This window comes from Alteromonas marina (genome assembly GCF_000808575.1).
GTDB lineage: Bacteria > Pseudomonadota > Gammaproteobacteria > Enterobacterales > Alteromonadaceae > Alteromonas > Alteromonas marina_A.
Genome location: NZ_JWLW01000065.1, coordinates 54,102 through 79,312, shown reverse-complemented (window position 1 = coordinate 79,312; position 25,211 = coordinate 54,102). Strand labels below are relative to the sequence as shown.

The 25,211-nt window shown below is 44.3% G+C and carries 22 protein-coding genes; 12 read left to right on the top strand and 10 right to left on the bottom strand.

All coding sequences use genetic code 11. The annotated features are described in order from the left end of the window. Nucleotides 1-44: 44 nt before the first annotated feature. Together RJ41_RS15435 and RJ41_RS15430 are read right to left on the bottom strand one after the other, a co-directional pair. Nucleotides 45-1,478, bottom strand: a complete 1,434-nt coding sequence (locus tag RJ41_RS15435) for a hypothetical protein (RefSeq protein ID WP_039222759.1) — start codon at nt 1,476-1,478, stop codon at nt 45-47. Between the two features lie 78 nt (nt 1,479-1,556). Then, complete coding sequence (locus RJ41_RS15430) at nt 1,557-3,017, bottom strand: DUF3336 domain-containing protein (RefSeq protein WP_039222757.1); 1,461 nt, start codon at nt 3,015-3,017, stop codon at nt 1,557-1,559. 414 nt (nt 3,018-3,431) lie between these two features. Here RJ41_RS15430 and RJ41_RS15425 point away from each other — a divergent pair, with 414 nt between their 5' ends. Genes RJ41_RS15425 through RJ41_RS15415 form a run of 3 tightly spaced genes read left to right on the top strand, consistent with a single transcriptional unit; the run spans nt 3,432 to nt 6,812 of the window. Continuing rightward, on the top strand, nt 3,432-4,640 hold the full coding sequence (locus RJ41_RS15425) for a DUF445 domain-containing protein (protein WP_039222755.1): 1,209 nt from the start codon (nt 3,432-3,434) through the stop codon (nt 4,638-4,640). 56 nt (nt 4,641-4,696) lie between these two features. After that, nucleotides 4,697-5,362 carry a TetR/AcrR family transcriptional regulator gene (locus tag RJ41_RS15420; protein WP_039222753.1) on the top strand — a complete coding sequence of 222 codons (666 nt, stop codon included), beginning with the start codon at nt 4,697-4,699 and terminating at the stop codon, nt 5,360-5,362. A 10-nt stretch (nt 5,363-5,372) separates the two neighbouring features. Next, a complete protein-coding gene (locus RJ41_RS15415) occupies nt 5,373-6,812 on the top strand; it encodes a wax ester/triacylglycerol synthase domain-containing protein (protein WP_039222752.1) in 1,440 nt (479 codons plus the stop codon). 28 nt (nt 6,813-6,840) lie between these two features. On the opposite strand, the gene RJ41_RS15410 is transcribed toward RJ41_RS15415, so the two are convergent. Further along, nucleotides 6,841-7,566 carry a DUF1439 domain-containing protein gene (locus tag RJ41_RS15410; protein WP_039222750.1) on the bottom strand — a complete coding sequence of 242 codons (726 nt, stop codon included), beginning with the start codon at nt 7,564-7,566 and terminating at the stop codon, nt 6,841-6,843. A gap of 214 nt (nt 7,567-7,780) precedes the next feature. Here RJ41_RS15410 and RJ41_RS15405 point away from each other — a divergent pair, with 214 nt between their 5' ends. Beyond that, complete coding sequence (locus tag RJ41_RS15405) at nt 7,781-9,433, top strand: GMC family oxidoreductase (RefSeq protein WP_039222748.1); 1,653 nt, start codon at nt 7,781-7,783, stop codon at nt 9,431-9,433. Between the two features lie 129 nt (nt 9,434-9,562). Here the strand turns inward: RJ41_RS15405 and RJ41_RS15400 are convergent, their stop codons facing one another. Continuing rightward, a complete protein-coding gene (locus tag RJ41_RS15400; RefSeq protein WP_020743878.1) occupies nt 9,563-10,168 on the bottom strand; it encodes a TetR/AcrR family transcriptional regulator in 606 nt (201 codons plus the stop codon). Nucleotides 10,169-10,306: 138 nt separating this feature from the next. Between RJ41_RS15400 and RJ41_RS15395 the strand changes: the two genes are divergently transcribed. The 3 genes from RJ41_RS15395 to RJ41_RS15385 all read left to right on the top strand — a co-directional run bounded on the left by RJ41_RS15395 (nt 10,307) and on the right by RJ41_RS15385 (nt 13,875). Then, nucleotides 10,307-11,146: a crotonase/enoyl-CoA hydratase family protein gene (locus RJ41_RS15395; RefSeq protein WP_039222746.1), complete on the top strand. Its 840-nt coding sequence runs from the start codon at nt 10,307-10,309 to the stop codon at nt 11,144-11,146. A gap of 118 nt (nt 11,147-11,264) precedes the next feature. Then, entirely contained in the window at nt 11,265-13,307 is a 2,043-nt protein-coding gene (locus tag RJ41_RS15390; protein ID WP_020743876.1) for an NADPH-dependent 2,4-dienoyl-CoA reductase, read from the top strand. Between the two features lie 205 nt (nt 13,308-13,512). Further along, nucleotides 13,513-13,875, top strand: coding sequence for a HopJ type III effector protein (locus RJ41_RS15385; protein ID WP_039222743.1), 363 nt, complete (start codon nt 13,513-13,515; stop codon nt 13,873-13,875). Nucleotides 13,876-13,993: 118 nt separating this feature from the next. Here RJ41_RS15385 and RJ41_RS15380 read toward each other — a convergent pair whose 3' ends face one another. From RJ41_RS15380 to RJ41_RS15360, 5 genes are all read right to left on the bottom strand, one after another. Next, on the bottom strand, nt 13,994-14,467 hold the full coding sequence (locus RJ41_RS15380) for a tetratricopeptide repeat protein (protein ID WP_039222741.1): 474 nt from the start codon (nt 14,465-14,467) through the stop codon (nt 13,994-13,996). 1 nt (nt 14,468) lies between these two features. Beyond that, the gene (locus RJ41_RS15375) at nt 14,469-15,116 is read right to left on the bottom strand and encodes a multiheme c-type cytochrome (protein ID WP_156964784.1); all 648 of its coding nucleotides are present in this window, start codon (nt 15,114-15,116) and stop codon (nt 14,469-14,471) included. 77 nt (nt 15,117-15,193) lie between these two features. Next, complete coding sequence (locus tag RJ41_RS15370; protein ID WP_039222737.1) at nt 15,194-16,414, bottom strand: retropepsin-like aspartic protease family protein; 1,221 nt, start codon at nt 16,412-16,414, stop codon at nt 15,194-15,196. Then, nucleotides 16,411-16,860, bottom strand: coding sequence for an acyl-CoA thioesterase (locus RJ41_RS15365; protein WP_039222736.1), 450 nt, complete (start codon nt 16,858-16,860; stop codon nt 16,411-16,413). The genes RJ41_RS15370 and RJ41_RS15365 overlap by 4 nt, the downstream gene beginning before the upstream one ends. Nucleotides 16,861-16,926: 66 nt before the next feature. Then, nucleotides 16,927-17,637 carry a DUF8198 family protein gene (locus RJ41_RS15360; RefSeq protein WP_039222734.1) on the bottom strand — a complete coding sequence of 237 codons (711 nt, stop codon included), beginning with the start codon at nt 17,635-17,637 and terminating at the stop codon, nt 16,927-16,929. Between the two features lie 155 nt (nt 17,638-17,792). On the opposite strand from RJ41_RS15360, the gene RJ41_RS15355 reads away from it, so the two are divergent. From RJ41_RS15355 to RJ41_RS19425, 4 genes are all read left to right on the top strand, one after another. After that, nucleotides 17,793-18,401: an elongation factor P hydroxylase gene (locus RJ41_RS15355; RefSeq protein ID WP_039222732.1), complete on the top strand. Its 609-nt coding sequence runs from the start codon at nt 17,793-17,795 to the stop codon at nt 18,399-18,401. Further along, a complete protein-coding gene (locus RJ41_RS15350; protein WP_039222730.1) occupies nt 18,398-19,546 on the top strand; it encodes an ATP-NAD kinase family protein in 1,149 nt (382 codons plus the stop codon). The genes RJ41_RS15355 and RJ41_RS15350 overlap by 4 nt, the downstream gene beginning before the upstream one ends. Nucleotides 19,547-19,666: 120 nt before the next feature. Next, nucleotides 19,667-19,960: a YfcL family protein gene (locus RJ41_RS15345; RefSeq protein WP_039222728.1), complete on the top strand. Its 294-nt coding sequence runs from the start codon at nt 19,667-19,669 to the stop codon at nt 19,958-19,960. Next, entirely contained in the window at nt 19,961-20,359 is a 399-nt protein-coding gene (locus RJ41_RS19425) for an insulinase family protein (RefSeq protein ID WP_039222726.1), read from the top strand. Here RJ41_RS19425 and RJ41_RS15335 read toward each other — a convergent pair. Beyond that, complete coding sequence (locus tag RJ41_RS15335; protein WP_039222723.1) at nt 20,349-20,690, bottom strand: carboxymuconolactone decarboxylase family protein; 342 nt, start codon at nt 20,688-20,690, stop codon at nt 20,349-20,351. The genes RJ41_RS19425 and RJ41_RS15335 overlap by 11 nt on opposite strands. Before the next feature lie 377 nt (nt 20,691-21,067). Here RJ41_RS15335 and RJ41_RS15330 point away from each other — a divergent pair, with 377 nt between their 5' ends. Then, a complete protein-coding gene (locus tag RJ41_RS15330) occupies nt 21,068-25,189 on the top strand; it encodes a hybrid sensor histidine kinase/response regulator (protein WP_039222854.1) in 4,122 nt (1,373 codons plus the stop codon). Nucleotides 25,190-25,211 lie beyond the last annotated feature (22 nt).

Sequence of the window (25,211 nt, the reverse complement as noted above, 5' to 3'; positions counted from 1 at the left end):
CCAGTCCATGTTTTATCATATTTTTATAGAAGAATATTTACTCGCTAATTGTTCTTCGCCCACAGATTCTGATGTTTTTTAAAACCAAAAAAGTCGTACGGTTCCCAAAAGCTTGGTACTAAATCATCAATAGCATCTGGCGTGAAATTGCTCGACAACTGGCTCATGATTTCGCCCAATCTGTCTTGACCCACCCGCATTAACTTTTTTCTGTTAGCCGGGAAGTACAAGTTTCTCCCTTTGGGGATAATCTCCTGAGCACCGCTAGTTATATACTTCTGATTTCTTGTCACCACTTTACATAAAGGCTCGGCTGGATTTTTTGGGTTGAGACCAATCACTATGGCGCATTCGTATTGGTCCTTTTCTTGTCCTTTTTCATTTACCGGAATATAAGTAATACCGAAGCCTTGAGGGAAGTAGCCCACAAGTTCAACAAAGTCCTGTGCTAACTGTTTATTTAGGCCCCCTTTCTTCGCCAGTTGTTCAATTAGCATATACCCCTTGGGTAGGCTCATTCGCGAGTAGTCTGACTTGGTTGAAAGCACAATGGAAACGTAAATTTGAGGGATCTTTACAATCTCGCCTAAACCGGATTTTGACACAAAGGCGTCTTTAACCAAACTCAGCAAAAACTCGCTAGCGTCTTTGTGCGTTTTATTGAAACGGTCTCTCTCTTCTTTGTTGTTACCTACGTAGTTAGGCTGTCCTAAACCATCTGATAAGTAACGTAACGTAAAGTGATAGTTCAGCTTCAGCAGGTCTTTGCGCTGTGATTCATCTAATAAACGAAACTCATCTAGGTCGCCGTTTTCACCTTTTAATATGGTTTGTGCAGCAGGGCTTTGTAAGCCAATATCTTGCAGAAGCGCTGCGGTGATTAGAGGGCGTCCAAGCTCAATTTTCCATTTATCTCGCCAATAGCGGTTTCCGCGAAAGCGAGAGGCGGCTTCACGGTACTTGGATAAATATTTGTGGGCAATTGTATCGTGCTCTAACAGTCTATCGACTAAGCGCAACGTTAAAACAGCCTTGTAGAGCGGCTTAAAGCGCATGTGCACTTTAGCAAAACTACCCTCAGGGCCTCGTGTGAGCAACATGAGTGTACCCAGTAGCTTTGCACTAAGCTGCTGTGTTTCTTGCCAATTGTCACCCTCACAAAGCTCAATAATTTTTGTACTTACAGCGTCAAGTCGTTCTAGCCTTGCTAGGCGCTCTTCTTCCAGTTTTTCTGAACTATTTCTTATCTGCTTGGTAAGCTGCTCGGCAAGCACCTCTCTGTCTTTATTACGTTCTATTAACTTAAGCTGAGCTTTTAAGTCTTCAATATGCTGCTCTAAAGAGGGAGTAACTGAAAAATAATGACTAGCATCCTCAAAAACCGAGCCATAGCCCGTATCTTTAGGATAAATCATGTTGATAAGCTGCTTTACTTGCTGCGTGTAAATATTGTCGGGGTTTTGGCTTTGTGCGCTCACCGTCGTCCTTTCAAATGATGCTGCGAATTACCCTTGTTTTGTGTTGGGTAACCCAGGTCAGGTCAGCGCTGCATTAGGTTACTTAACCTCATGTCCGAGCTCCACTGCCTCACGTTTTTTCAATTGGCCTAAATGATACCGTAAATTTTCACTAATTTTGGTATTTCTTTTTATAACATGTAGTTGCGGCCATGAAGCACGCTCTCCACTGACAATTAACTGGCTAATGCTGTCACGGGTGGGGTTAGACAATACCTGCGATAAATTTCGTATTTGCCGCTTGGGTAAAATATTAATATTGCCGACATACTGTTGATCAATAATAGAACGTACTTTGTGAATTGCTAGCTTAGCGCTCTTATTCCCAGTCAAACGTTCAATGACATCAATAGCGAAAATACTATTAGTCTTTGCCAGTTGCCCAATATGACGTGCCGACATATCCCAAAGCGAGTTGGGAACAATGCGGTTTGCAGATATAAACGGCACTGCTAAGGGGTTTGTTTGGCTTACAATGCTGTGATTTACACCATATAGCCTCGCTAAGCGCTCAAAGGGGAGATCGGCCATTATTGAACCATCAGCAAAACGACGATTAGGGATATAAGGCACTATATCGCCTGATAGGGTTTTTGCTCTTAGCTGTACGGGGCTGAAAATCACTGGGACCGCGCAGGATGCACGTACCGCTTGAGTAATAATGGCATTCGGTGAGGTTTTAGCATTTAACAAGCGCGAATGTTGATGGAGGTCGGCAGGGGATACCGTCACAGTAATGTGTCGACCTGTTTTCTTAAAAGCCTCTTCGAAGGTAGTGAGGTCGAAAAGTTCAATCAGCGCGTTTTCGAGCACTGAACTATCAAATAGCCCTTTCTTTCCAAGACCGGCAAAGCTTCGCCAATGTTTAAAAGTCTCGTAAATAAAGTCTGCGCTGAGTGCTTCTAATAATTGGTCGTGCGTTCGCGTGCCCAGCATGGCTGCGATGATTGACCCGGCACTCGAGCCAGACACTACCGTAGGCAGCAAGTTTTTTTCGTTTAATGACTTAACCACGCCAGCATGGAAAAAGCCTAAGCCTGCGCCACCTGAAAGCATAAGGCAGCTGCGCCCGAAGGCGTGTGCAGTCTCTTCAAAAAATGACAGTTTCTCGTAAAAGTCTACGTCTTGTTCATCGGCGTGATAAATTTGCTCTAGCGCCAATATCACTTCGTCAATAAACTGTTCAATAAGATATTTAGTGCCTATTTTACACTGGGTAAGTAATACGGGGTTGGCAATATTGCCTAAATTGCCGTGTAGCCCCTCGTGCAGAATCGACATAAGCGCATGTAAATCGCCTTTGCCTCTGGCAAGCTGTAGGCGCTGAACCCGTTTTCGAATTAGTTTGTAGTCGTAATCATCGCTAGCGTCTTCGGCTTTCCATTCCTCAGCACCAGACAATGCATCGTGCGCTAAGCACGCGGCCTCATATTCATCATAATTGCCTGCATGCTCAATCTCATGTTCAAGCTTTTTTAACCGCAAGTCGAATACTGCCATGACGAGTACCTATTTTTGATTGATGAGGGCTGTGCCTTCTACTCATTGGAAAAAGTACACTGACCCGAAAAACACCAGCAAAACGATAGTTTTCATTTAGAACGCAGTTCTCAAAAATTACAGGTCTTTAAATGTCTCTATAACGAAGACTTAAAGCAAGGGCATGAGAACAGCGGTTCATACACTATTTTGAGTGTATGGCGTAAATTTAGAATTCACTACCTAATCGTTTGTTGTTGAGAAAACTGATGCACTTTAGGTGAATCACACAAGGTCAAACATTCTAACTTTTAGACTTTCATTTAGCTGTTTTCAATCAACAATTAGCAGTAATTTTGTTTTTTACATTGACCATTTCATAAGCACTCAGTAGCCTGAGAGAGAAAATAACAATGTGGATCTCTTTTTTGTAGTATGGAATGGAACTTTGAAACGCTGAGTCTGCTATCAATTCCTTTAATTAGCGCTATTGTTGGGTGGCTAACCAACTATCTGGCGGTAAAAATGATGTTTTACCCCATTGAATTCGTCGGTATTAAGCCATTCTTAGGGTGGCAGGGACTCATTCCTGCTAAGCGCCGCCAAATGGCCGAGATTGAGGTTGAGCTGGTTTTAGGCAAATTGCTAAGTGTTGAAGAATTAGCGCAGCGCTTAGATGCAGATGAGCTGACGAAGGCTATTGAGCGCCGCTTAGGGCAGGTTATACGCAAAGTTGTCAATGACGTAATGGCCGAATCAGCGCCTCAACTTTGGGCAGCGTTGCCTGTGCAAGGTAAAAATTTAGTTTACCAACGCATAGAAAACGACATCCCTAATGTGGTCCACAAGATGGTGGACGACTTTCAGCACAATGTCTCAGAAATTTTAGATATTAAAGAGCTGGTGGTAGAGCAGCTGGTGAATGCGCCCGAGCTCGTTAATGAAATTTTCTTAACGGCGGGCAGCAAAGAGTTTCCGTTTATAGTGCGCTCTGGCTTTTACTTCGGTTTCCTATTCGGCTTACCAACCATGCTGCTTTGGTATTTCTATCAAGCATGGTGGATTCTACCTTTAGGTGGGCTGCTTGTGGGCTATGCCACCAATTGGATTGCCATCAAGATAATATTTGAACCCAAACGTCCGAGAAAACTGGGGCCTATTACTATTCAAGGTATGTTTTTAAAACGCCAAAAAGAAGTGTCTGAAGTCTATTCAAATATTATTGAAGAAAAGCTTATAACGCCTAAAAACATCACCCATGTAATTTTGCATGGTTCAGGCTCAGCCCAGCTTTTAGAACTCATTGAGCTTCATGTCAACGACGCTATTGAACGCTATGTTGCTATAGCGCAACCGTATTTTGCGTTGGGTGTGGGGTCAGAAAATTACCATAAAATGAAGGGACTAGCGGTGCGTCAGATATTCGATAATTCTGATAAATATCTGCTTTATGCGTTTGATTACGCTAATAATGCTATGCAGATTGGGCACGATTTAAGTGAGCGCATGCAGGCGTTAAGTGTTGAAGAATTTGAAGGCGTTTTGCGCCCAGCTTATCAACAGGATGAGTGGAAGCTCATCGTAACCGGCGCTATTCTAGGTATGGTAGCTGGTATTGCTCAACTCTATCTGGTGTTTATGTAGCGTGTTTCACGAACAAAAAATTAACGCACTGGGTTGGCAAAGGATTGAACTAAATTATGAAAACCGCGCAGAAAATACTACTCACCGCGCTAACCTTATTTAATGAGCACGGCGAAAACACCGTTACCAGTGTTGATATCGCCATTGAGCTTGATATTAGTCCGGGGAATCTCTACTACCACTTTAAAGGCAAGGACAGCCTGGTTAACGCGTTGATGAAAATGCATGAACAGCAGATGCAGAAGATACTAAGCCGAGAAAAGCTCGATACACTTCATCCTGAAGAAATTATGTATTACCTGTATTTGCTTATAGATAGTATTCATGTATTTCGCTTTTTCTACCGTAGCCCCGCTGACTTAGCAGAAAAATATCCCAGTATTGTGCGTCCTAGACAGCACATATTGTCTAGCTTAAATAAACAATTAGCTTATCTTTTTGAGTCGCTATCGAAACGAGACATTCTTATTGCCTCAAAGGCAGACCGGGCACTTATGGTGGATTTAATGTCCTTAATTATCACACAGTCTTGTCAATTTGATGAACTAAACAGTCATATGGATAGTACAACGCAGCGCTACCACGCCTTGTCGCTAATGATGGTAAGTGTATTGCCAAGGTTGGCATTATCCGATGAACAAAAACAGCAGTTAGAACAGATGCTCGACTCTCATGACTTTATGAGAGATGCCTCAACCCCGTCACCCCTCGACTTCGCGTAAAGGAATAGTAATGGCAAAAACGCTCAGTTTCTTAGATAAGTCATTTTGGATAACAGAGTCAGACGAGAATCCAAAACACGTAGCTTGCTTGCAGCTACTTGCCATACCTAAAGGGGCAAAAAGTACTGAATATGTCCCTCAACTATTTCAAGAAATAAAAAGCTTTGCCCGTGCTACTTCTCCCTTCAACTGTGCGGTAAAAACGGTATTGGGGTACCCGGTGGGGTTTGCGCCGGTAAAAAAGCTCAACATGGATTATCACGTTCAAATTCATCGTGTGGCTGATGTTACAAACCGCGAAGCACTCGATGCGTTTGTAGCAAGATTACATGCTTCGCGGTTAGATCCCGACAAGCCCCTTTGGCAATACCATTTCATCTTTGATGACAACAGCGAGACGTTTGCTATTTATGCGCGGGTTCATCATATGTATGGCGATGGGGCAACCTTAGTGCGTTGGTTCCAAGCGGGATATGTATCAAATTCACATGAGACTAAGTTCACACCAGTATGGGCAGTAAAACGACTGCGCCATAAGCGCAGAGAGCCTGTGAGCTTTTATAAGCGCTTAGTGGGAGTGGGTTACGCGCTTAAAACCGCGCTCGATTTGCTAATTATCTTTATTCGTATATTCATGAAAGTGCTGCGAGTGAACCCACACTATATGCCTATTCCTTTCACTGGTACGAAAACAGTGCTGACTGGACAAGTGAAAGCGGGAAGGGCTGTGGCTACCATGGACTTAGACTTTAAGCGTGTGAAAGCCCTGGCAAGGCGAACGCGCTCTACGGCAAACGAGGTATTGCTATGTGCCTTCGATATCGGTGTACATAAACTGCTGCAAGACCACGGGCAAGTATTTAAAAAAGCCTTGTTCACCAATATGCCAATCAATTTGCGTAAACCCGGAGAGAAAACCACGGGCAATAAGATAGCTATTGTGCCGGTGCAGCTTGCTCACGGTGAAACTGATCCTTATTTACGTTTGCGTCAAATTGTAGTGAATCACCGCATTGTTAAACATGCAGCGCAGCACGCGCGGCCCGCAGCGTTTAGCGGCTATACCATTGTTATTCAATCGCTTGCACTGGTCTTTGAGTGGTTAAGGTTATCTAGCGTAGTCAAACCCATTGCAAACATCCTGATTTCAAATGTTCCAGGACCAAAAGATACGCGGTATCTAAAAGATGCAGAGCTTTTAGCTTGTTACCCCATTTCCACCATGACGCCAGGTGGCGGGGTAAATATTACGCTTATGACATATGCAGGCACTGCAAATGTGGGCTTAGTGTGCTGCAATAAGAATATTGAGTCGCTTCAGCCGTTAGCGCGCTACGTCAAAGAGGCGTTCGATATGCTAGAAGCAAGTGTGGACGACCCCAGGCTAAACATCGACGATATTGGTGAACAGGTGGATACCGTCCCTGTCTCTATTGTATCAGATCACTAGCATGCATTGTTCCAAACAGTAATCGTTGTCACTCAATGAGATAGAAGCGCAGTACGTCGTCTTCTACACGCACGTTTTGTCCAGCTTTTGAGAACAGAACCTCGCGCCAATGGTCGTTACGCATAGTATGGCTTAAGTCTTCCTGCTTAATTTGCTTTTTAATGGCGCTGTTAATGAGAGGGATGTGGTAGTCCAACACTGCTTGTTTCGAGCCAGATAAATAGACCTGCAAATAGTCTGCAGCAATATCAGACGTTCCGGCACTAAAAAGCGAAAGGGCCGACTTTAACGACCCGCCAAGCAGTGTGTTTACACTTTTAGGGAAGAAGCGCGACATCAGAAATTGCGTGTCTTTAATCAACGCGTAATCATCGTTAACTAGAGTCACGCTGTCAGTGGTGACGTCGGTCAAATAAAGTGTACTCATATTTTTGTCGTAATAGGGGGAAGCCGACACGGTAAATACAACATGAGCGCGATAAATAGTCGTGGTGGCAACCACAATATTAAGCGCAGAGAGGCACTGCAGACCAATACGGTTGCTTTCACTATCTAGCGTGATATTTCCTTCAAGCACGGTAACCGTGCCAGTTCCCATGGGGATATCGAAAGTGAATGAGTAAGGAAAGCTGCCTTTTACGAGGTCATGAAGCTCTGATTTCGTGAAGTCGTCGTGCGTCAGCTTGCCCCATTTCACAAGCCATTGTGCAAGGTAGACTTTACATTTGTCTTTAAACGATAGGTTTTGGGTCAACGTTCATTCTTAGCCTAAATCTACTAGGCGGTGGCTTGTTGTTAGTTTTTTCAGAGTAGGGGCTACTTCGATATAGCACTTAAGTTATCAGGATTATTAGATTTTTTAAATCTTACAATTTAAGTCTTTTCTTGGCGAAGTGTTGTTTGGTAATCTGGTCGTACCACAACGTTTTTTTAACATTTAATAGTCTTGCCCTCAAGGAGTTGGCGAAATGAGCGAAGTACTGAGCAAATACGATTACATTATTGTAGGCGGCGGTTCTGCGGGCGCGGTGCTTGCCACCCGTTTATCAGAAAACCCCGCGTTAGATATTTTGCTATTAGAGGCTGGCTCAAAGGATACTAATCCGCTCATTCATATCCCGTTTGGGTTATCTTTACTCAGTAGATTTGAGGGGATTGGCTGGGGTTATCACACGGCACCCCAAAAAGAGATGTATGACAGAGAACTGTTCTGGCCACGCGGTAAAACCTTGGGCGGCAGCAGTTCGGTTAACGCAATGTGTTATATTCGCGGGCAAAAAGAAGACTACGATCGCTGGGCTACTGAAGAAGGGGCTGAAGGTTGGTCATTTGATGATGTACTGCCTTATTTCAAACGCTCTGAGAATTTTGAAGAAGGTGCTGATGAATACCACGGCACAGGCGGCCCACTCAATGTTAGCAAGCTTAGGCATACCAGCGTATTGTCGGACGCATTTGTTAACGCAGCCTCGTTTGCAGGCTATCAACAGCTTGACGACTTTAACCGAGACGATAGAGAGGGGCTAGGCTACTACCATGTTACTCAGGCCAACGGACAGCGCTGTTCTACAGCAAAAGGATATTTAACGCAGGCCAAGCACCGCAACAACCTAACTGTACTTACAAGAGTCGCTGCCGAAAAGGTGCTATTAAAAGAAGGGCGTGCTATTGGCGTTCAGGTACGCGAAAAAGGTGTAGTAAATCGCTACTTTGCTAAAAGTGAAGTTATTCTTTGCGGTGGCGCGATTAATTCACCACAACTTCTCATGCTTTCGGGTATAGGACCCAGAGCAGAGCTAGAAGAAAAGGGGATCTTTGTACAACAAGACCTGCCGGGTGTGGGTCAAAACTTACAAGACCATCTTGATGCAATTGTACAGTATACCTGCAAAGCCAGAGAGGGCTATGCCGTGGCGTTAGGGGCCTTGCCTTCCTACGTAAAAGCCACCGCAGACTATGCGTTTAGGCGCAAAGGTATTTTCTCGTCCAACATTGCCGAAGCAGGTGGCTTTGTTAGCTCAAGCTTAGCGACACAAGGTCCAGACATACAGTTTCACTTTCTACCGGCAATTTTAAACGACCATGGAAGACAGTTAGCTTTTGGTTACGGTTATGGCCTTCACGTATGCTGTCTATACCCCAAAAGCCGCGGCACTATTTCGCTTCAAAGCAACCATCCTGCTGATCAAGCCCTTATTGACCCCAATTATTTGACTGCAGAGGAAGATCAGCAAGTCATGATTGAAGGTGTGCGCATTGCCCGTAAGCTGCTATCTGCGCCAGACTTCGACAAGTTCCAAGGCAGTGAGCTATACCCTGGGGAAGAGGCACAAACAGATGAAGAAATATTAGAATTTTTACGTGAGCGCGCAGAAACCATCTATCACCCGATTGGTACTTGTAAAATGGGCAGTGATGACGATGAGATGGCCGTGGTTGATACCCAATTGCGGGTAAGAGGTATAGCAGGTCTTAGAGTGGTAGATGCCTCGGTGATGCCCAGTCTAATTGGCGGTAATACCAATGCGCCTACCGTTATGATTGCTGAACGTGCTGCAGAGTTTATTAAAGCCGCACATGAAGGGCAGCCGGTTTCTCTAGCTAGAGCAGAGTCGGCGTAATTCGATAAAAGGAACAAGAGCGAGGAACTGTCTCGCTCTAGGCAGTTTATTTGCTCTAGGCAGTGTAAATACCCTAGAGATTGTATAGGCAGTTCGGTGTGCCCAAAAAGGCGTAAAAAATGGTGCTGCTTATGGCTGCTTTTGCATAAACAAATCCGCTGCACAATCACACATCTCTTCGATATGACTGCTGTCTGCGTAAATACCATCAATAAGCAATCGTGCAATCCCGTGTAACGTGCCCCAGGTAACCTGTGCCAATCTAAGTGCATCCTGGTTGTTCGGAAGTAGCCCTTTGTCCTGCCAATAGCGCGTCATCGTCACTTGAAACTGAAAGCAGGGAAATGCAACATCTTTCAGATCGTTGGTCGCCGCTTGGTTTTGCCAAATAGTGCGACCAAACATCAATTCGTACATCTCTGGGTTGTCGGCAGCGTAGCCAATGTATTCGTGCACAAATTCGCGAAAACGTGCCTGCGGTGTTTTGTCTTCTTGTTCGAAGATTCGTTTAGCTGCGGTATGCCAATCGCTAAAGCCTTTGGCTGCAATGGCGCTTAAAAGCGCACTTTTGTCTTTAAAATGGTGATAGGGCGCAGTACGTGACACTCCAGCATCTTCTGCCAGCTTTCTAAGCGATAAACTATCAACGCCGTATTCAGACAGACGCGCCGTTGCCGCCTCTATCAGCGCGCTGCGCAGGTCGCCGTGATGGTAGCTTTGTACTGCATTAGCCATAAACCCGATGTTTCCATTTTCAAAATTGAGACGAATAGATAACGTTTTATCTTGACACTGTCAACATAGCCTTTTATCTTGACGCTGTCTAGTTTGCAAATTTGTTAACAGGAACAGCCCAAGGAGACAGCGCAAACCATGAAGTACTCTACATTAGAAGTAAAACAAGAGGGCCATATTGCCCACGTAGTACTTAATCGCCCCGATGCAATGAACAGCATGATCCCAGAGTTCTGGACGGAATTGCCAGCGGCTATTCGTGAAATAGACGATGAAGGCAATGCCCGTGTCATTGTTATTTCATCTACGGGTAAGCATTTCTCTGCCGGTATGGATTTATCGGTGTTCCTGAATATGAAAGAAGACTTTAAGGGCGACCCGTCGCGCAGAGCAGAGCGTATGCGCCGTATGGTGATGTTGCTTCAAGATAGCTTTACTGCCATAGAGCAGGCACGTATGCCGGTTATTGGGGCCGTGCAGGGGGGGGCGATTGGTGGTGCAGTAGATTTGCTTAGTGCATGTGACATGCGCTATTGCACCCAAGACGCCTTTTTCACCATAAAAGAAACACAGTTAGGTATGACGGCGGACGTAGGCACACTACAACGCCTACCAAAGCTTATCCCTATTGGAATTGTTAAAGAGTTGGCTTATACAGGTCGCAATTTTGGTGCAGCGGAAGCGCAGCAGCTTGGCTTTGTAAATCAGGTATTTGACGACCAAGAATCAATGCTAGACGCAGTGATGAAAATAGCGCAGCAGATTGCAATGAATTCGCCGTTAGCAGTTTCAGGCACCAAGACTATGATTAACTACGCGGTAGAACACACGGTGGCAGAGAGCTTGAACTATATGGCCACATGGCAAGCGGGCATGTTCCAAATGGAAGATGTGTTTAAAGCCATGGAAGCGCAGAAAACCAAAACGCTGCCGGAATATCCGCCATTACACCCAGCTATTAAGAAAATGAATTCGTAAAAGAATGTAATTCGTTGAATTACATAGCGCCTTCAGAGAAAGAGCGCATTAGATAAGAATATTTAAACAGGCTTTTTAACGGCTTTTATAAAGCCAAAACGACTTTCAGGAATGTATCATGAATCAGACCGTTACCGATCATCCCGTTTACCCTCATTTATTTCGTCCGTTAGATTTAGGCTTTACCACTCTTAAAAACCGCGTGCTTATGGGCTCTATGCACACGGGCTTAGAAGAATTACCTGATGGCCACAAACGCATGGCGGCATTCTATGGCGAACGTGCTAGAGGTGGTGTAGGTCTTATCGTTACAGGTGGTATTGGGCCAAATGAAGAGGGTGCTACTCACCCATCAACATTTCGATTAGATACAGACGAAGCGGTTAAAAACCATAAAGAAGTGACTGACGCGGTTCACATAGCAGGCGGTAAAATCTGTATGCAAATTCTGCATACGGGCCGCTATGCGTATAGCCCTAAGCTTGTTGCACCTTCTGCGGTTCAAGCGCCTATTAATCCGTTTAAGCCAAAAGCGCTTGAAGCAGACGAGATAGAAAAGCAAATTAAAGATTTCATCACTGCCGCAACCCAAGCCCAGCGTGCGGGTTACGATGGCGTTGAGATAATGGGGTCTGAGGGGTATTTCCTTAATCAGTTTATTGCTAGACGAACTAACCACCGCGATGATGAATGGGGCGGTGAATACGAAAACCGTATACGTTTGCCAATTGAAGTGGTACGCCGCGTGCGCGAGGCGGTAGGCAAGAACTTTATCATTATTTATCGTTTGTCGATGCTTGACCTCGTGGAAGGTGGCTCTACTTATGATGAAGTCGTGCAGCTTGGCAAAGAAATCGAAAAAGCCGGTGCCACTATTATTAACACCGGTATTGGCTGGCACGAAGCGCGTATCCCAACCATTGCCACTAAAGTACCGCGAGCGGCATTTACGTGGGTTACCGCAAAATTCCGAGAGGCGCTCTCAATTCCGGTAATCACATCGAACCGTATCAACACGCCTGAAGTGGCTGAAGACGTGCTGTCCCGCGGCGATGCTGACATGGTGTCTATGGCACGTCCGTTCTTGGCAGACCCTGACTTCGTCCGCAAAGCCCAGCAAAATAAAGCCGACGAAATTAATACCTGTATTGGTTGTAACCAGGCCTGCCTTGACCATGTATTCAACGGCAAAATGACCAGCTGTTTGGTAAACCCTCGTGCGTGTCATGAGCTTGAAATTAACATCAAGCCTGCAGAAACCAAAAAGCGTATTGCTGTAGTAGGCGCAGGCCCGGCTGGATTAGCAGCGGCAGTGACCTCTGCCGAGCGCGGTCACGATGTTGTGATTTATGATACATCTAGTGAAATTGGTGGGCAATTTAATATTGCCAAACAAATTCCAGGTAAAGAAGAGTTCTACGAAACGCTACGTTATTTTAAGCGCCAGATTGAGCTTCATAAAAATATTACTCTCAAATTGAATACTTACGTTGATGCGGCTGCGCTAAACGATGAAGGGTTCGATGAAGTGATGATTGCGACGGGCATTAAGCCGCGCACGCCAGCGATTGAAGGTATTGAGCACGAAAAAGTGCTGACCTATATCGAAGTATTGAAGGAAAAGAAACCCGTTGGCAATAAAGTGGCCATTATCGGTGCTGGTGGTATTGGTTTTGATACCGCGGAGTACTTGTCTCATGGCAAAGAAACGCCGAGCCAAGATATCCCTGCATTTATGAAAGAGTGGGGCATTGATATGACCTTCTCGGCTCGCGCGGGCATTGAAGGTGTTAAGCCGCAGCCGGAGCCGTCGCCGAGAGAGATTTTCCTATTACAGCGCAAGACAACTAAAGTTGGCGCGGGTTTAGGTAAGACAACGGGGTGGGCACACCGAGTAGGCTTGCTAGCCAAAGGCGTGACCATGATCCCAGGTGTGAGCTACGACAAAATTGATGATGAAGGGCTACACATTACGGTAGAAGGCAATAGCCAGGTATTGCCGGTAGATAACATCATCATCTGTGCAGGCCAAGAGCCGATGCGTGATATCGTTGAAGGCTTAAACATGCCTTATCACTTAATAGGTGGTGCTGATGAAGCGTTGGAGCTAGATGCTAAACGCGCCATTGACCAAGGTACACGGGTATGTGCTGCGGTTTAATGACCTAGTGCAAAAACACAGTCAGAAATATAAGTGCCACATTTAGAGGTGCTTAAGATTGATGGTAACCCCTCTTTTTCGGAGGGGTTTATTTTTTCTAATCGCCGAAAGCCGTTATTTTTATATAAAAACTGAAACCAAACCAGTTTCCGCCTGTTGAAGTTACCAAGACCTGCTATTATCGTTTCTTTTTTTTGAGATAAATATGACGTTCAGCAACACTCAAGACTTAGTTCAAGCCGTTAGCAATTCACCAGAGACTATCGAGTTTAACGACGTTATTGCGCTTATCGATAGCGCGTTTGTTTTCACGCCCACCGCTTTCACTAATGGTGACGTGAAAAACGAAGCCAATCAGAATAACGGCTCTTGCAAACTGCTCGCACTGGGTGAGCATTTAAACCTAAACCAAGCGCAAACCCTAGCCTTATTTGGGCGCTTTTATCGTGAAGACGTACTTACTAACCCAGATGGTAACGACCACGCTAATATCCGTAACTTTATGAAAACGGGGCATGAGGGCGTGGCGTTTGAGACATTTCCATTAGTTGTAGTAAATGCCGATTAGTGGCTTTTTACAGGTAGTACGCTTGCCCATTAAGACATGCAAAGCATTACCTCAGTAATGCGGCAAGTTGTCTACCGCCTAACTTTAGACTGGAATAAGCGGTACGACGCTTCATCGCCTATTTTTTGTGAAAGTGACAACCCAAGCTGATAAGCGAATTATCAGGCTGCCTCTTTATGGCTTTTTTTAGCATGCTGAGCACGCTTTTCGTCTGACCTACACTATCTAAAGCAAGGGCGTAAATATACCAATTTTGTGGGTTGTCAGGGCCAAGTTCTGTTGCTTTTTTAAAGAGTGTAACTGCAGTTGGTTTATCTTGTTTACGAACATGCAGCATGCCTAACGAATAATGGATGAGCGCGCTATCAGGCAAATTGCTCATCCCATCAATGAGGGTTTGTTCTTCTAACTGAAGTTTATTTTGAGCGCGATACAATTCGGCCAAGTTGATGTAGTTCGCCTCAAAGTAAGGATCTACAGTTAGACCTTGTTTTAGCAGCTTTTCTGTTTGATGAATATTGCCGAGCTGATATTCAACCAGACTTTGATTGAGGTTACCTTCGCCCCGCCATTGATTTACGGTATTCGACAATCTAAGTTCTTTTAGCGCTTTGTGTATTTGCAGCATAATGCGATGCCATATCACCGTGGCAAGATGCGCACGACACATTGATTTCATCAAACTGGCTGTCGAATGTAAGCGTCTTAGTGTCAAAATTACGCTTTAGACCGCTTGAGTGGCAGTCTGCACACATACCATTCCAGTTTTGCATCGGTTGTTTCCAATGCAACCTGTCTATAGGAGTAATATCCTCAGATGGATAATTGGGGTACCAACGTTGGCCGCCTTTTGATTTGTCGCGAGCATCCCAAGCAAAAGGAAAAACTTGAAGATTACCTGCTTGTGTTTCGATGAGGTATTGCTGCAACGGAAAATGACCAAAAACATAAGTAATCGGATAGATATTCGTACCTCCTGCTTCCGTCAACTCTGCAAAAAATTTACCGTCGTTTTTGAAAAAGCGTGCGTTCTGCGTAAAGTGAGTTATAGAAACATTATCGAAATTGGCAAGCACGGTCTTATCATCAGCATGGGCCATTGCTTTAGCGTGGTCTGATTGTTGCCACAACGTAACTTGTTCCTGATGGCAGCTCACACAATTAGCATACTCTTGTGCATGTATACTTCTAACTAAACCTGTTAGATAAATTATGCTGAAAAGAAAAACCAACCGTGGCATTACAACTGCTGTCTGAATATTTGTGAACTTTTGAACTTTATCACAGGGCACGAGCAGCGTTAAACAAAGTTTGCGCGCTAATTATCACGCTCTGTTAAGATCAATTCACTAGACTGGGGCATTATTGCAAAGTCAAATTGGCCTAAGACGTTCATTCCCAATAATCCATCAGAATCGGGTAATGCGTCTTCGGGCAGCACGATGGCAGAAACATCGTTGAACTCATAGCCAGCAAAGTAAAATCGCGGTATTTGTACTAGTGGAGCTTCAATTGTTCCTGACGCGGTTCTAACGTTGAAGTTACCGATAAACGTGAGGTTGCGCATACGACCCAAGCGAGCAAACAATCGCGATGATATGGCAGTGGTACTGGCACCCGTATCTAAAATCATGGTGGCTTTTTGGTTAAGCGCCTTTGCTTCAAGGCGATATTGGTCACCAATACGCTGCAAAGCTACGCGAGTTTGATAACGTGCGGCCTCAGCGTCTGGTGGCGCTAGTTCGCTTTCGTTTGGCGTGTTATCTGTGTTGGCGATATCGCGCATTTCATAGGCTTTATTGCGAATGATATTTGCGTCTCTATCGTTTAATGGCAGGGCGGCAAGCACGTCTTCCATTAACGTAAGCTTTTGCTGATAGGCGTAGGCTTCAGCCAGGTTAAGAGTGTAGTGTTTCGCGTCGGGTATGCGCTGATATAAAGGTTCGTTCAATCTTGCTACCAGTTCCCATTGTTCGTCTTGACTTAACTGCGTTTGTGCCTGTTGATACAAGGTAGCAATTTTTGTGTCTATAAATGTCAGTGTTTCGTTTGAAAGAGGCAGTTCAGCTAAGTCGTAGTAATGGACAAGTGCTGTCGGAAGCGGTTTCGTAAGTTCAATTAGCTCACCTTCTAGCAACAGTAGTGACTCATTAAGCGGGTCATTTTTCAAATACTTTGTAAGCTCAGTGGCGAGCAACGCATACTGTCCGTCATTAAGTAGAGTCGTTAAGGCTACTATATCATTTTGGTCAATTTGTCGTTTAGATAAGCGCAAATCTTCACGCTCATTTGACGGTATGCTAGTTCTGTCAGCGTTTGGATAAGAGGTAGATTCACGTTGTTTGTTGAATGGCTCTATATTCCCTCTCGCCTGAGTTTCACTTTCTTGCGCTGCCTCATGTTGTAAACGATGCTCATAGTCTGCTTCTAGCTTATAAGCGCCGTCATTGTGCTGCTTTAAGTTAATCCATAGGTAAACATTGATGCCTAACGACACACATAGAAAAAGTGTAAGCAGAACTGCGAGCCATGTTTTCATTGTTGTTCACACGCCTTTCCATATACGTCCACAAATTGCTTAGGCATTCGTTTAGGCGCGCCAGTATCAAGGCTGACGCATACAAATGTGGTTATAGCATCAAATACGGTTTTGTTTCGCTTTGGGCAGATAAATTGAAACTGGCGTTTCAAGGTAAGTTTGCTATCGCAATGCACTATCCAAGTTGCGCATTCTAATGTATCTCCAAGATGTGTTGGTAGATGATAGTTAAGTTCGTGACGCTTTATCACCATACCTCTGTTTAGCGCCTGATAATCAGCAAACTGCAAGCCAAGTGCGTTTGAATGGGCCCAAGCTAAGCTTTCGAGCTGCGACAGGTACGCTACATTATTCACATGCTGATAGTGGTCGATGTGTGTTTCATCAATATGCCATTGCTGCACGTAGGGGTTGTCTAACATCCAATTAAGCGTTGGGTTGCTCAAACCTTTTCCTTACTCATATGTTTTGCTTTGATCCTACCTTGTTTCTTCACATCCTGGTAACGCGCCTCATACCACAGGCAGAGGGTTTTCTTCAGGTAACGTCAATTCATCACTCAATAACGTTTGCATTATCGCCTTTTCACGCACCAACACCGGCTGAATAAAGCTTTGCACATCACCAAGTGCTTTAAATGCATTGAACCCTCGCTCCAAAAATTCGTGTAGAGCCAGTAAGCCCGCTAATTTAGCTGGGCGGCGGGATAACGAAATCAACATACCTATACCACGAATCTTTATCACGTCAGAGAGTTGATCGCCCAAATGGGAAATTATGTCGATTTGATGCTCTCTTTCTTCCATTCTGCCCACATTTCGATAAGCCAAAGCGTAGTTATCTCGGTTGATGGGGGCCCCAGGAAAATGACGTTGTAAGTACTGGGCCATTGCCATATCTAAATCGAATGATAATGCATTTAATGATAAAGCATCGTCCATAGCGTTCATGGCTTTGTCGGGCAACACTTTCGCGAGCTTCGGAATTACGCGAACTAGGTCTGCGTCACGCTGGCTAAAATCTTTCGGCCCGTATAATTCATCTACAAAAAACGCCATGGCTTTTTGATAACGTTTTTGCTGCGCCAAATCGTCGTGCGTTACCAGTAGGCGTTCGCACTGCCAATGCTGCAGTTGATGAATGATAGGCATAACGCCCAGCTGATTGGCCAAATCACGAAGGGCATTTACCCGATGAATATGTTTAATTATCTCTTGCGCCAAATGACAAACTCCCTGTTGAGCTAGTGTGGCTTATCCGCTGTTGTAAACCTAGATTGACCTAAGCAAGCGTCCCTTTCAAGTGAGATGGCAAAGTTTTACTGGTATACTCTGCTGCCATTAGTTTAGCCCGCTTATTTAGATTTTTAATAAACGTAATGAACAGTCAAAGTAGTCAGTCATCATTGAACAATGTTCTTAACAACGAGACCGCTAGTGCGCAGCACCCGGGTATAGAAAAAGACAGCGATGTACCCACGTTAATATCACTATTTAATAGCACGTTTGAAGATTTCAATACGCGCTTGGTTTTGGGTGATGATGAACCTATTTACATCCCAGCGGGTAGCGAAAAGCCTTACCATCAAATCGTCTTTGCTCATGGTTTTTTTTCGAGTGCCTTACATGAAATTGCGCATTGGTGTATTGCAGGAGAAAAGCGTAGGCTTTTAGAAGATTACGGTTACTGGTATTGCCCTGATGGCCGCGATGCAGCGCAGCAAGCAGACTTTGAAAAAGTAGAAATTAAGCCACAAGCCATCGAATGGGCGTTCACCGAAGCCGCAGGCAGAAAATTTCAGGTGAGTACGGATAATTTAAATGACGCAGAACCCGACAGAGAAGGCTTTACTAAAAATGTTGCTGCACAGCTAGCACTTTATAAAGCCCATGGCTTTCCGCCTAGAGCTGAACGTTTTATCAACGCCTTAGCAACCACTTTTTGCAAAAAGACACACGATGATGCCACTGGAGCAGATGCCGCATGATAAATAATGATTCTGACCGCTCAGCCATTTTTAAACTTGGTATTCTGGTAAACCCTTTTGCGGGTATAGGCGGAGCCCTTGCTCTTAAAGGTAGCGACGGTGCAGAAATTAGAGAAAAAGCATTGGCGATGGGAGCAGAGAAGAAAGCCAATGAAAAAATGGCAAAAGCACTCAGTATCCTTGAAGCATTGTCGGGGAAATTTACCGTAGTGACAGCGGCGGGCGATATGGGCGAAACAGTCTGTGAATCGCTAGGTATTCCTTATGAGGTAATTTACACGCCTAGTGCTGCACAAACCGAGGGCGAAGATTCAGAGCGCGCAGCGAAGGCGATGGTCGAGGCAAACGTCGACTTGCTGCTTTTTGCAGGCGGCGACGGCACAGCCCGTAATATCTGTAGCGTAGTCGGCACACAAGTCCCCGTGTTGGGTGTGCCCGCCGGTTGCAAAATTCATTCTGGCGTTTACTGCGTGTCGCCGTCAGCGGCAGGGCAGGTAGTAAGTCAGATGATCGCAGGCGAGCTCGTGAGTGAAATGGATGCCGAAGTACGTGATATTGACGAAAACGCATTTCGCGAGGGCAAAGTTATTGCCAAACACTATGGTGAAATGCGCGTACCGGCAGAACTCACTTATGTTCAAGCCGTAAAAATGGGCGGCAAAGAAGACGAAGCGCTGGTATTGGACGACATTGCTGCTTATGTCAGCGAAATTATGGAAGATGAACCTGACACCTATTTTGTTATGGGCTCTGGTTCGACCGTAGGTGCGGTTATGGATTTCCTTGGCTTAGACAATACTTTGCTAGGTGTTGACGTGGTTAAACAAGGTGAGTTAATCGCAAGTGACGTGACTGCCAGCGAACTAATTGCGCTGACAAAAGACAAACCCACCAAAGTGATTTTGACGGTTATTGGTGGTCAAGGGCACATTTTAGGGCGTGGGAATCAACAGTTAAGCCCAGCGTTTATTCGGCAAATTGGCAAACAAAATATGCTTGTTGTCGCCACTAAGCAAAAACTGCAGGCATTAAACGGAAAACCGCTTCGCTTAGACTCAAGCGACGCTGCGCTAGACGTTGAACTAGCAGGCGCGTTCTCGGTTATTACGGGCTACAAAGACAAAGTGCTTTGCCAAGGAGTTTAAAGACTCAGTCCAAAATAACCAGGCTGATAGATTACTTTTAAAACCAAATTTAATGATCTCGAACTAATAATAGAAATTTAGAAATAAAGAACTGAAATTAACAACAGGAAGGAGTAAGGCGTGTTACCACCTGCTGCAGCACCAGAAAGTGTCGTTAAAGCTATCGCAAATATTGAGGCATCACTTGATGACGTGGTAAATCACGGTAGTGATGACGAACTATTTATTGCCAGCTACTTGCAAGGCCATTTTGCCGTTGAGGCTCGCCAATTAGAGATGCAAGAGGGCGCTACTGTTGCGATGCTTAATGACAAAATGCTCGAAAGCCTTAATAGTGCTTTCGCTAACAATGAATTAGAAAACGAAGATGCAAAGCAAGTGAAAGCGCTTTGGGCACGATTAGTCGCAATGTAATTGCGGCTTGCTCAGCTAACGTTTCTTCCAAAAAAACTATCTCAGAGTGCGTCCTTTTTACCCTTTTTACAATCCATAACAGTTTTATTTGCGCTAACCTTATTTCCGCCGCTTATTTACGAAGAAGATCATGCTTATGATATACTGTTTACTGGTACCAGAACCGAACAAGACGTACAAACGATTACGCGAGGTGACCTTGTCAACTTTAAAAACACGTGGTTACGCCCCGACAACGCGACAATTTTTGTCGTTGGCGACACTACGTTAGATGCCATAAAACCCATGCTTGAAAAAGAGTTTGGTAAATGGAAAGTGAAAGGTAACAAAGGCACGAAACAATTTGAACGAAAGGGCCGAGGAATTACTCGGCCTTTTTTATTCAGAATTATTCACTAAATTCGTCAAAAGCACGTAAAGCATCGGCAGCATACATAAATGATGGGCCGCCTCCCATATAGACGGACATACCGCACACTTCTTCGATTTCTTCACGGGTAGCACCTAAATGCACTAGCGCTTTAGCATGAAAGCCTATGCAGCCATCACATCGTGTTGCGATGCCAATGGCAAGGGCAATAAGCTCTTTCGTTTTTTTATCTAACGCGCCGTCGGCGGTCGCCGCTTTGGCCATATCAGAAAATCCCTTCATGACTTCTGGCACGCCTTTTTTAACCTCGGCTAGATATGGATTTAAACTATCGGTAATTTCTTTATATGACTTCGTCATAGCGTTCCCCTGATGAAAATGTAATGGATTATTAGGCTTGAACATCTATAGATACTCAGGCTTAATCTAAATAAAATTCAAAGCAAATCTTATCGTTCAACACACACCTATTTTAGTCAAAATGTTAATAGTGCGTTATGACGTAAGTCAATAACTGTCAAGGATATCGTACAAATGCGCCTTTTGTTGAATGGTTCGAAAGACCAGAATGCACTAAAGTGAAGGCAGTTTAATTTATCGCCTTGATTCTTATTTTGAAGCTCCTCTTATCTGCTAACAAAGCAAAAATTATCCGTTCTCTCGAGCGCACGATTGCAATTTTTCTAATCAATCTGTTTTGTGTTTCGTTAGTGTTTGCGTCGGAGTCAAATAAGTTAATGAATGAGTATGCGGTCGAACTTTTAACCGCTGAAGATGGCTTTGTTTCATCAGAAATCTATTCCATAGTCCAAGACCGCCAAGGTTTCCTTTGGTTTGGTACCGCGGAAAATGGCCTGATGCGATACGACGGCCGCAACGTAAAGCTCTTTGAGTCAAATAGCGAAAACGAGCAAAGTCTTTCTCATAACGATGCCGGCAACTTAATGTTGGATGCTGAGGGCAATATTTGGGTGGGAACGTGGGGCGGTGGTGTCAACAAATACGAGCCTACAACTGGTCGGTTTGTACGCTACTCAAACGTGCCTAACGAAGCAGACTCTTTATCATCAAACCGAATACAGTCACTTTTTCAAGATAGCACAGGTGATATCTGGCTGGGATCTTACGATAAAGGGCTTAATCGTTTTTTGGGCAATGGGCGATTCCAGCGAGTTCAAAAAATACCTGGAGTTAAAAATAGCCTTTCCCATAATCGCATTTGGGACATCATTGATAACGATGCCGATAGTCTTTGGGTAGCAACCAGCTATGGGATTAATTTACTCGATAAAAAAACGTTAAACGCCAAGCATTTCCTGCCGGATCCGAAAAATAAAACGGCTACAGGCGCAAACGAAATACGCAGCTTACTCCGTACATCTTCTCATCAAATATTTGTCGCGACGCAAAATGGGCCCTTCTTATTTCTTCCCAGTTCCGGTGTTTTTCTGCCTCAAACAACACGAGATGGTGAATCATTAAGTCAAGTAAACTCAATGATCGAGGATCATGATGGCCAAATATGGTTCGTCACCACCGAGGGACTGTATCGTCATGCCAGAGAGGGGAACTATGTTGAGAAGGTCGATTTTGGTTATGAAAACGGCCTTCGTATTATCTTTGAAGACCATACTAAAACCAAGTGGATTACCAGTGAGGTTCATGGGATTTTTAAGTTCTCTCCTCGCGGTAAATTAAAACAAATCAATAGTGAATTACTAACCGCACCAAGCGGTATCGCACTTGATAACAGCGATGAAAATGGCGATGTACTTATCGTCACGGCAAACGCCGACGTGTTCAAATGGAAAGTTAAAGAAGAGCTCCTGCAAAAAGAACACGATTCGGTATTCAAAGAGCTTGAAGGTTATAAAGAGCGTGGGGTTATAGAAAGACCAATTATAGTGCCTGATCAAGCGGGTTTTCTGTGGGTCGCACAAGACAACTTTGTGGCCAAAGTCGACCGACGCACTAAAACAGTAAGTCGAATTGAATACCCTAATACTGACAGTGATTATCGCCAGTTTCGAGAGTTTAGAGCGCTTGAACTAGATAATGACGGTAATGTTTGGATTGGTACCTACAAGCACGGTATCTACATTTACAACAAACTTTCCGGGGAGTACAAGCACCTCACAACCAAAGACGGTTTAACGCATCCAGAAATTCACAGCTTATACAAAGACGCTAGCGGTAATATGTGGGTGGGCACGGGGGGAGGTGTGAATTTGTGGTCAGTTAATAGTCAAAGTTTCACGTTTTTTAGTGGCGCAGAGGACCATGCGGGAAGTTTAGTTGATAGCATTGTTGAAGATATCCACCAAACGAGTAATGGAGAAATATGGGTAGCAACACAAAGGGGCTTGTTCAAATATTTCGCAGAGTCAAAATCCTTTCAGCATTTTAGTGAGAAAAATGGGCTGCCCACCACTTTAATAAGAGCGATTGCTGATGGCGACGACGGCAGACTGTGGCTTACCACCAATAAAGGTGTTCTTCTCTATAATCCCGACACACAAAATGTTATTAGCTACAACCGTACTACAGATTTGGCAGGCAAAAACTTTTACTCAGATAGCTTAGTTAAAGCGAGTGGAAAAACTTTCTTTACGAGTAGTCAGCGGGGAATAGAGTACTTCAAATACAACCAAGAGCAAACCGACGCCGTTAGCGCAAACATAGTTCTCACTGGTTTTAAAAAGATGGGGGAATCGGTAGAGCTCGATAAGCCGCTGTCCTATGTCACTGATATCGACCTTTCTTATGAAGATTACTTTTTTTCATTAGATTTTGCGCTATTGGATTTTTCAGATCCTAAGCGTGCCCGCTTTGCTTACAAATTAGAAGGGTACGATGAGCAGTGGATTGATATTGGAAATCATGATTCGGTGTCGTTTACCAACTTAAATGGTGGTGACTACAGGTTACTCGTAAAAGCCATGAAACCAAATGGAGAGTGGGGTGATGGTACTCTATCCTTAAATTTACATGTGGCCGTAGCACCATGGAAAAGCTGGTGGGCATACACTATCTATGGCTTAATTTTGTTAGGTATGGTTGTTTCGGTGATTTACCTGCGCACCCGCTTACAACAAACGGAAATTACAAAACAAAAGCGCTTTGTTCAAACACTAGAGCAGCAGGTATCTGAAAAAACCGCATCGCTCAAAGCGCAAGCCAACCATTTGAAGCAGGCACTAGAACAAGCAGAAGAAGCAACGAAACTGAAGTCTGAATTTCTTGCCAATATGAGCCATGAAATTAGGACGCCGATGAATGGCGTTATAGGTATGCTCGGTCTGTTGAAGAAGAGTGAGCTTACTGCAGAACAGAATCAGCGGTTAAACATTGCTAGGTCTAGCGCTAACTCATTGCTCGTACTCATTAATGATATTCTAGACTTTTCGAAGATAGAAGCGGGCAAGCTTGAGCTAGAGTCGGTAGATTTCGACCTAAGGGCGTTGGTGGAAAGTGTTGCGCTATCAGTAGCTCACTCGGCACAAGAAAAAGGTTTAGAAGTGATCGTTGATGTCCTTAAAGTTAACGATACAAAGATACATTCAGATCCAAACCGAATTCAACAAATTCTGACTAACCTTTTAAGTAATGCCGTTAAATTCACTGAACAGGGTGAGATATACATTGCTGCAAAGTTACTTCCAAGTGATGTTGAAAGTGAAGCTATACTTCACTTAACCGTAAAAGATACGGGTATAGGTATACCAGAATCAAAACTTCCTCATTTATTTGACGCCTTTACTCAAGTAGATGCCTCTACAACCAGGCGCTTTGGAGGAACTGGACTTGGTTTAAGTATAACTAGGAAACTGTGTCAGCTATTGGGAGGGGACATAAGCGTTACGTCAGAGCTTGGCAAAGGAAGTTGCTTCAACGTTATATGTAAAGTTTCGGGTTCGGAGGAAAGCATGAAACTGCAACCCGAACTTGTTAAAGAAAACATACGTTGCTTAGTGGTAGATAACAATGCGTCAACAAGACAATCCATGCAAACTCAGCTTGAATATTGGGGGGTGAATGCGTTAACTACATCATCATTAGAAGAGGCGGCAGCGCTTTGCTCAGCTGATGAGGGCAGTAAACAAGACCCGTTTAATATTGATATTTTGTTCTTGGAAAAAGTGGTTGTTGAACACGAGCAAGACACCCAGTTACTGAACGTTAAGGGTGTCGAAAACTTAAAGCTCGGTCGTATTATCCTGATGACTAAACTGAGCGATGTCGATAGCTACAGCGAGTATAGAGGACTGCCAATAGACGAGTGTCTGCCTAAGCCCATAACAACTTCAGATTTACTAAGAATACTTGAAACTACGGTAGGTAAAGCCGGTACGCGAAACGATGTGCATACACAGCCTTTAGTTATGGGTACTATAGATTCTGCGGAGCAACATTCAGCTGAAGCGCTAGTAGAGCTAGAAACTGAAAACAGCCCCCTCGCTATCGAAGCAACACGAATTTTGTTAGTTGAAGATAACGCGATAAATCAACTTGTCGCTACTAATGCGCTCGAAAGCGAAGGCTATCGGGTAGATGTGGCAAACAACGGTCTAGAAGCGTTAAATATGTTGAAGTGCAGTGATCCTAAAGCACAATACAGCGCAATTATTATGGATTGCCAAATGCCCGAAATGGATGGGTTTGAAGCAACTCAATGCATTCGTGAAGGCGCGGCGGGAGATATTTACAAAAATACGCCCATAATCGCGATGACGGCCAATGCCATGCAAAGCGACAAAGATATGTGCATGGCAGCAGGTATGGACGACTTTCTTACCAAGCCCATCGATAATCAGAAAGTAACGTCGACCTTACAGAAATGGCTAAACAAAAATAACTAGGCACTCGCCAAAAAGGAAATAA

What these genes read in the sequence shown, in the direction of transcription:
- RJ41_RS15430 (WP_039222757.1), bottom strand. Translation starts at nt 3,017, where the DNA reads ATGGCAGTATTCGACTTGCGGTTAAAAAAGCTTGAACATGAGATTGAG.
- RJ41_RS15425 (WP_039222755.1), top strand. Translation starts at nt 3,432, where the DNA reads ATGGAATGGAACTTTGAAACGCTGAGTCTGCTATCAATTCCTTTAATT.
- RJ41_RS15420 (WP_039222753.1), top strand. Translation starts at nt 4,697, where the DNA reads ATGAAAACCGCGCAGAAAATACTACTCACCGCGCTAACCTTATTTAAT.
- RJ41_RS15415 (WP_039222752.1), top strand. Translation starts at nt 5,373, where the DNA reads ATGGCAAAAACGCTCAGTTTCTTAGATAAGTCATTTTGGATAACAGAG.
- RJ41_RS15405 (WP_039222748.1), top strand. Translation starts at nt 7,781, where the DNA reads ATGAGCGAAGTACTGAGCAAATACGATTACATTATTGTAGGCGGCGGT.
- RJ41_RS15400 (WP_020743878.1), bottom strand. Translation starts at nt 10,168, where the DNA reads ATGGCTAATGCAGTACAAAGCTACCATCACGGCGACCTGCGCAGCGCG.
- RJ41_RS15395 (WP_039222746.1), top strand. Translation starts at nt 10,307, where the DNA reads ATGAAGTACTCTACATTAGAAGTAAAACAAGAGGGCCATATTGCCCAC.
- RJ41_RS15390 (WP_020743876.1), top strand. Translation starts at nt 11,265, where the DNA reads ATGAATCAGACCGTTACCGATCATCCCGTTTACCCTCATTTATTTCGT.
- RJ41_RS15385 (WP_039222743.1), top strand. Translation starts at nt 13,513, where the DNA reads ATGACGTTCAGCAACACTCAAGACTTAGTTCAAGCCGTTAGCAATTCA.
- RJ41_RS15375 (WP_156964784.1), bottom strand. Translation starts at nt 15,116, where the DNA reads ATGCCACGGTTGGTTTTTCTTTTCAGCATAATTTATCTAACAGGTTTA.
- RJ41_RS15370 (WP_039222737.1), bottom strand. Translation starts at nt 16,414, where the DNA reads ATGAAAACATGGCTCGCAGTTCTGCTTACACTTTTTCTATGTGTGTCG.
- RJ41_RS15355 (WP_039222732.1), top strand. Translation starts at nt 17,793, where the DNA reads ATGAACAGTCAAAGTAGTCAGTCATCATTGAACAATGTTCTTAACAAC.
- RJ41_RS15350 (WP_039222730.1), top strand. Translation starts at nt 18,398, where the DNA reads ATGATAAATAATGATTCTGACCGCTCAGCCATTTTTAAACTTGGTATT.
- RJ41_RS15335 (WP_039222723.1), bottom strand. Translation starts at nt 20,690, where the DNA reads ATGACGAAGTCATATAAAGAAATTACCGATAGTTTAAATCCATATCTA.
- RJ41_RS15330 (WP_039222854.1), top strand. Translation starts at nt 21,068, where the DNA reads ATGAATGAGTATGCGGTCGAACTTTTAACCGCTGAAGATGGCTTTGTT.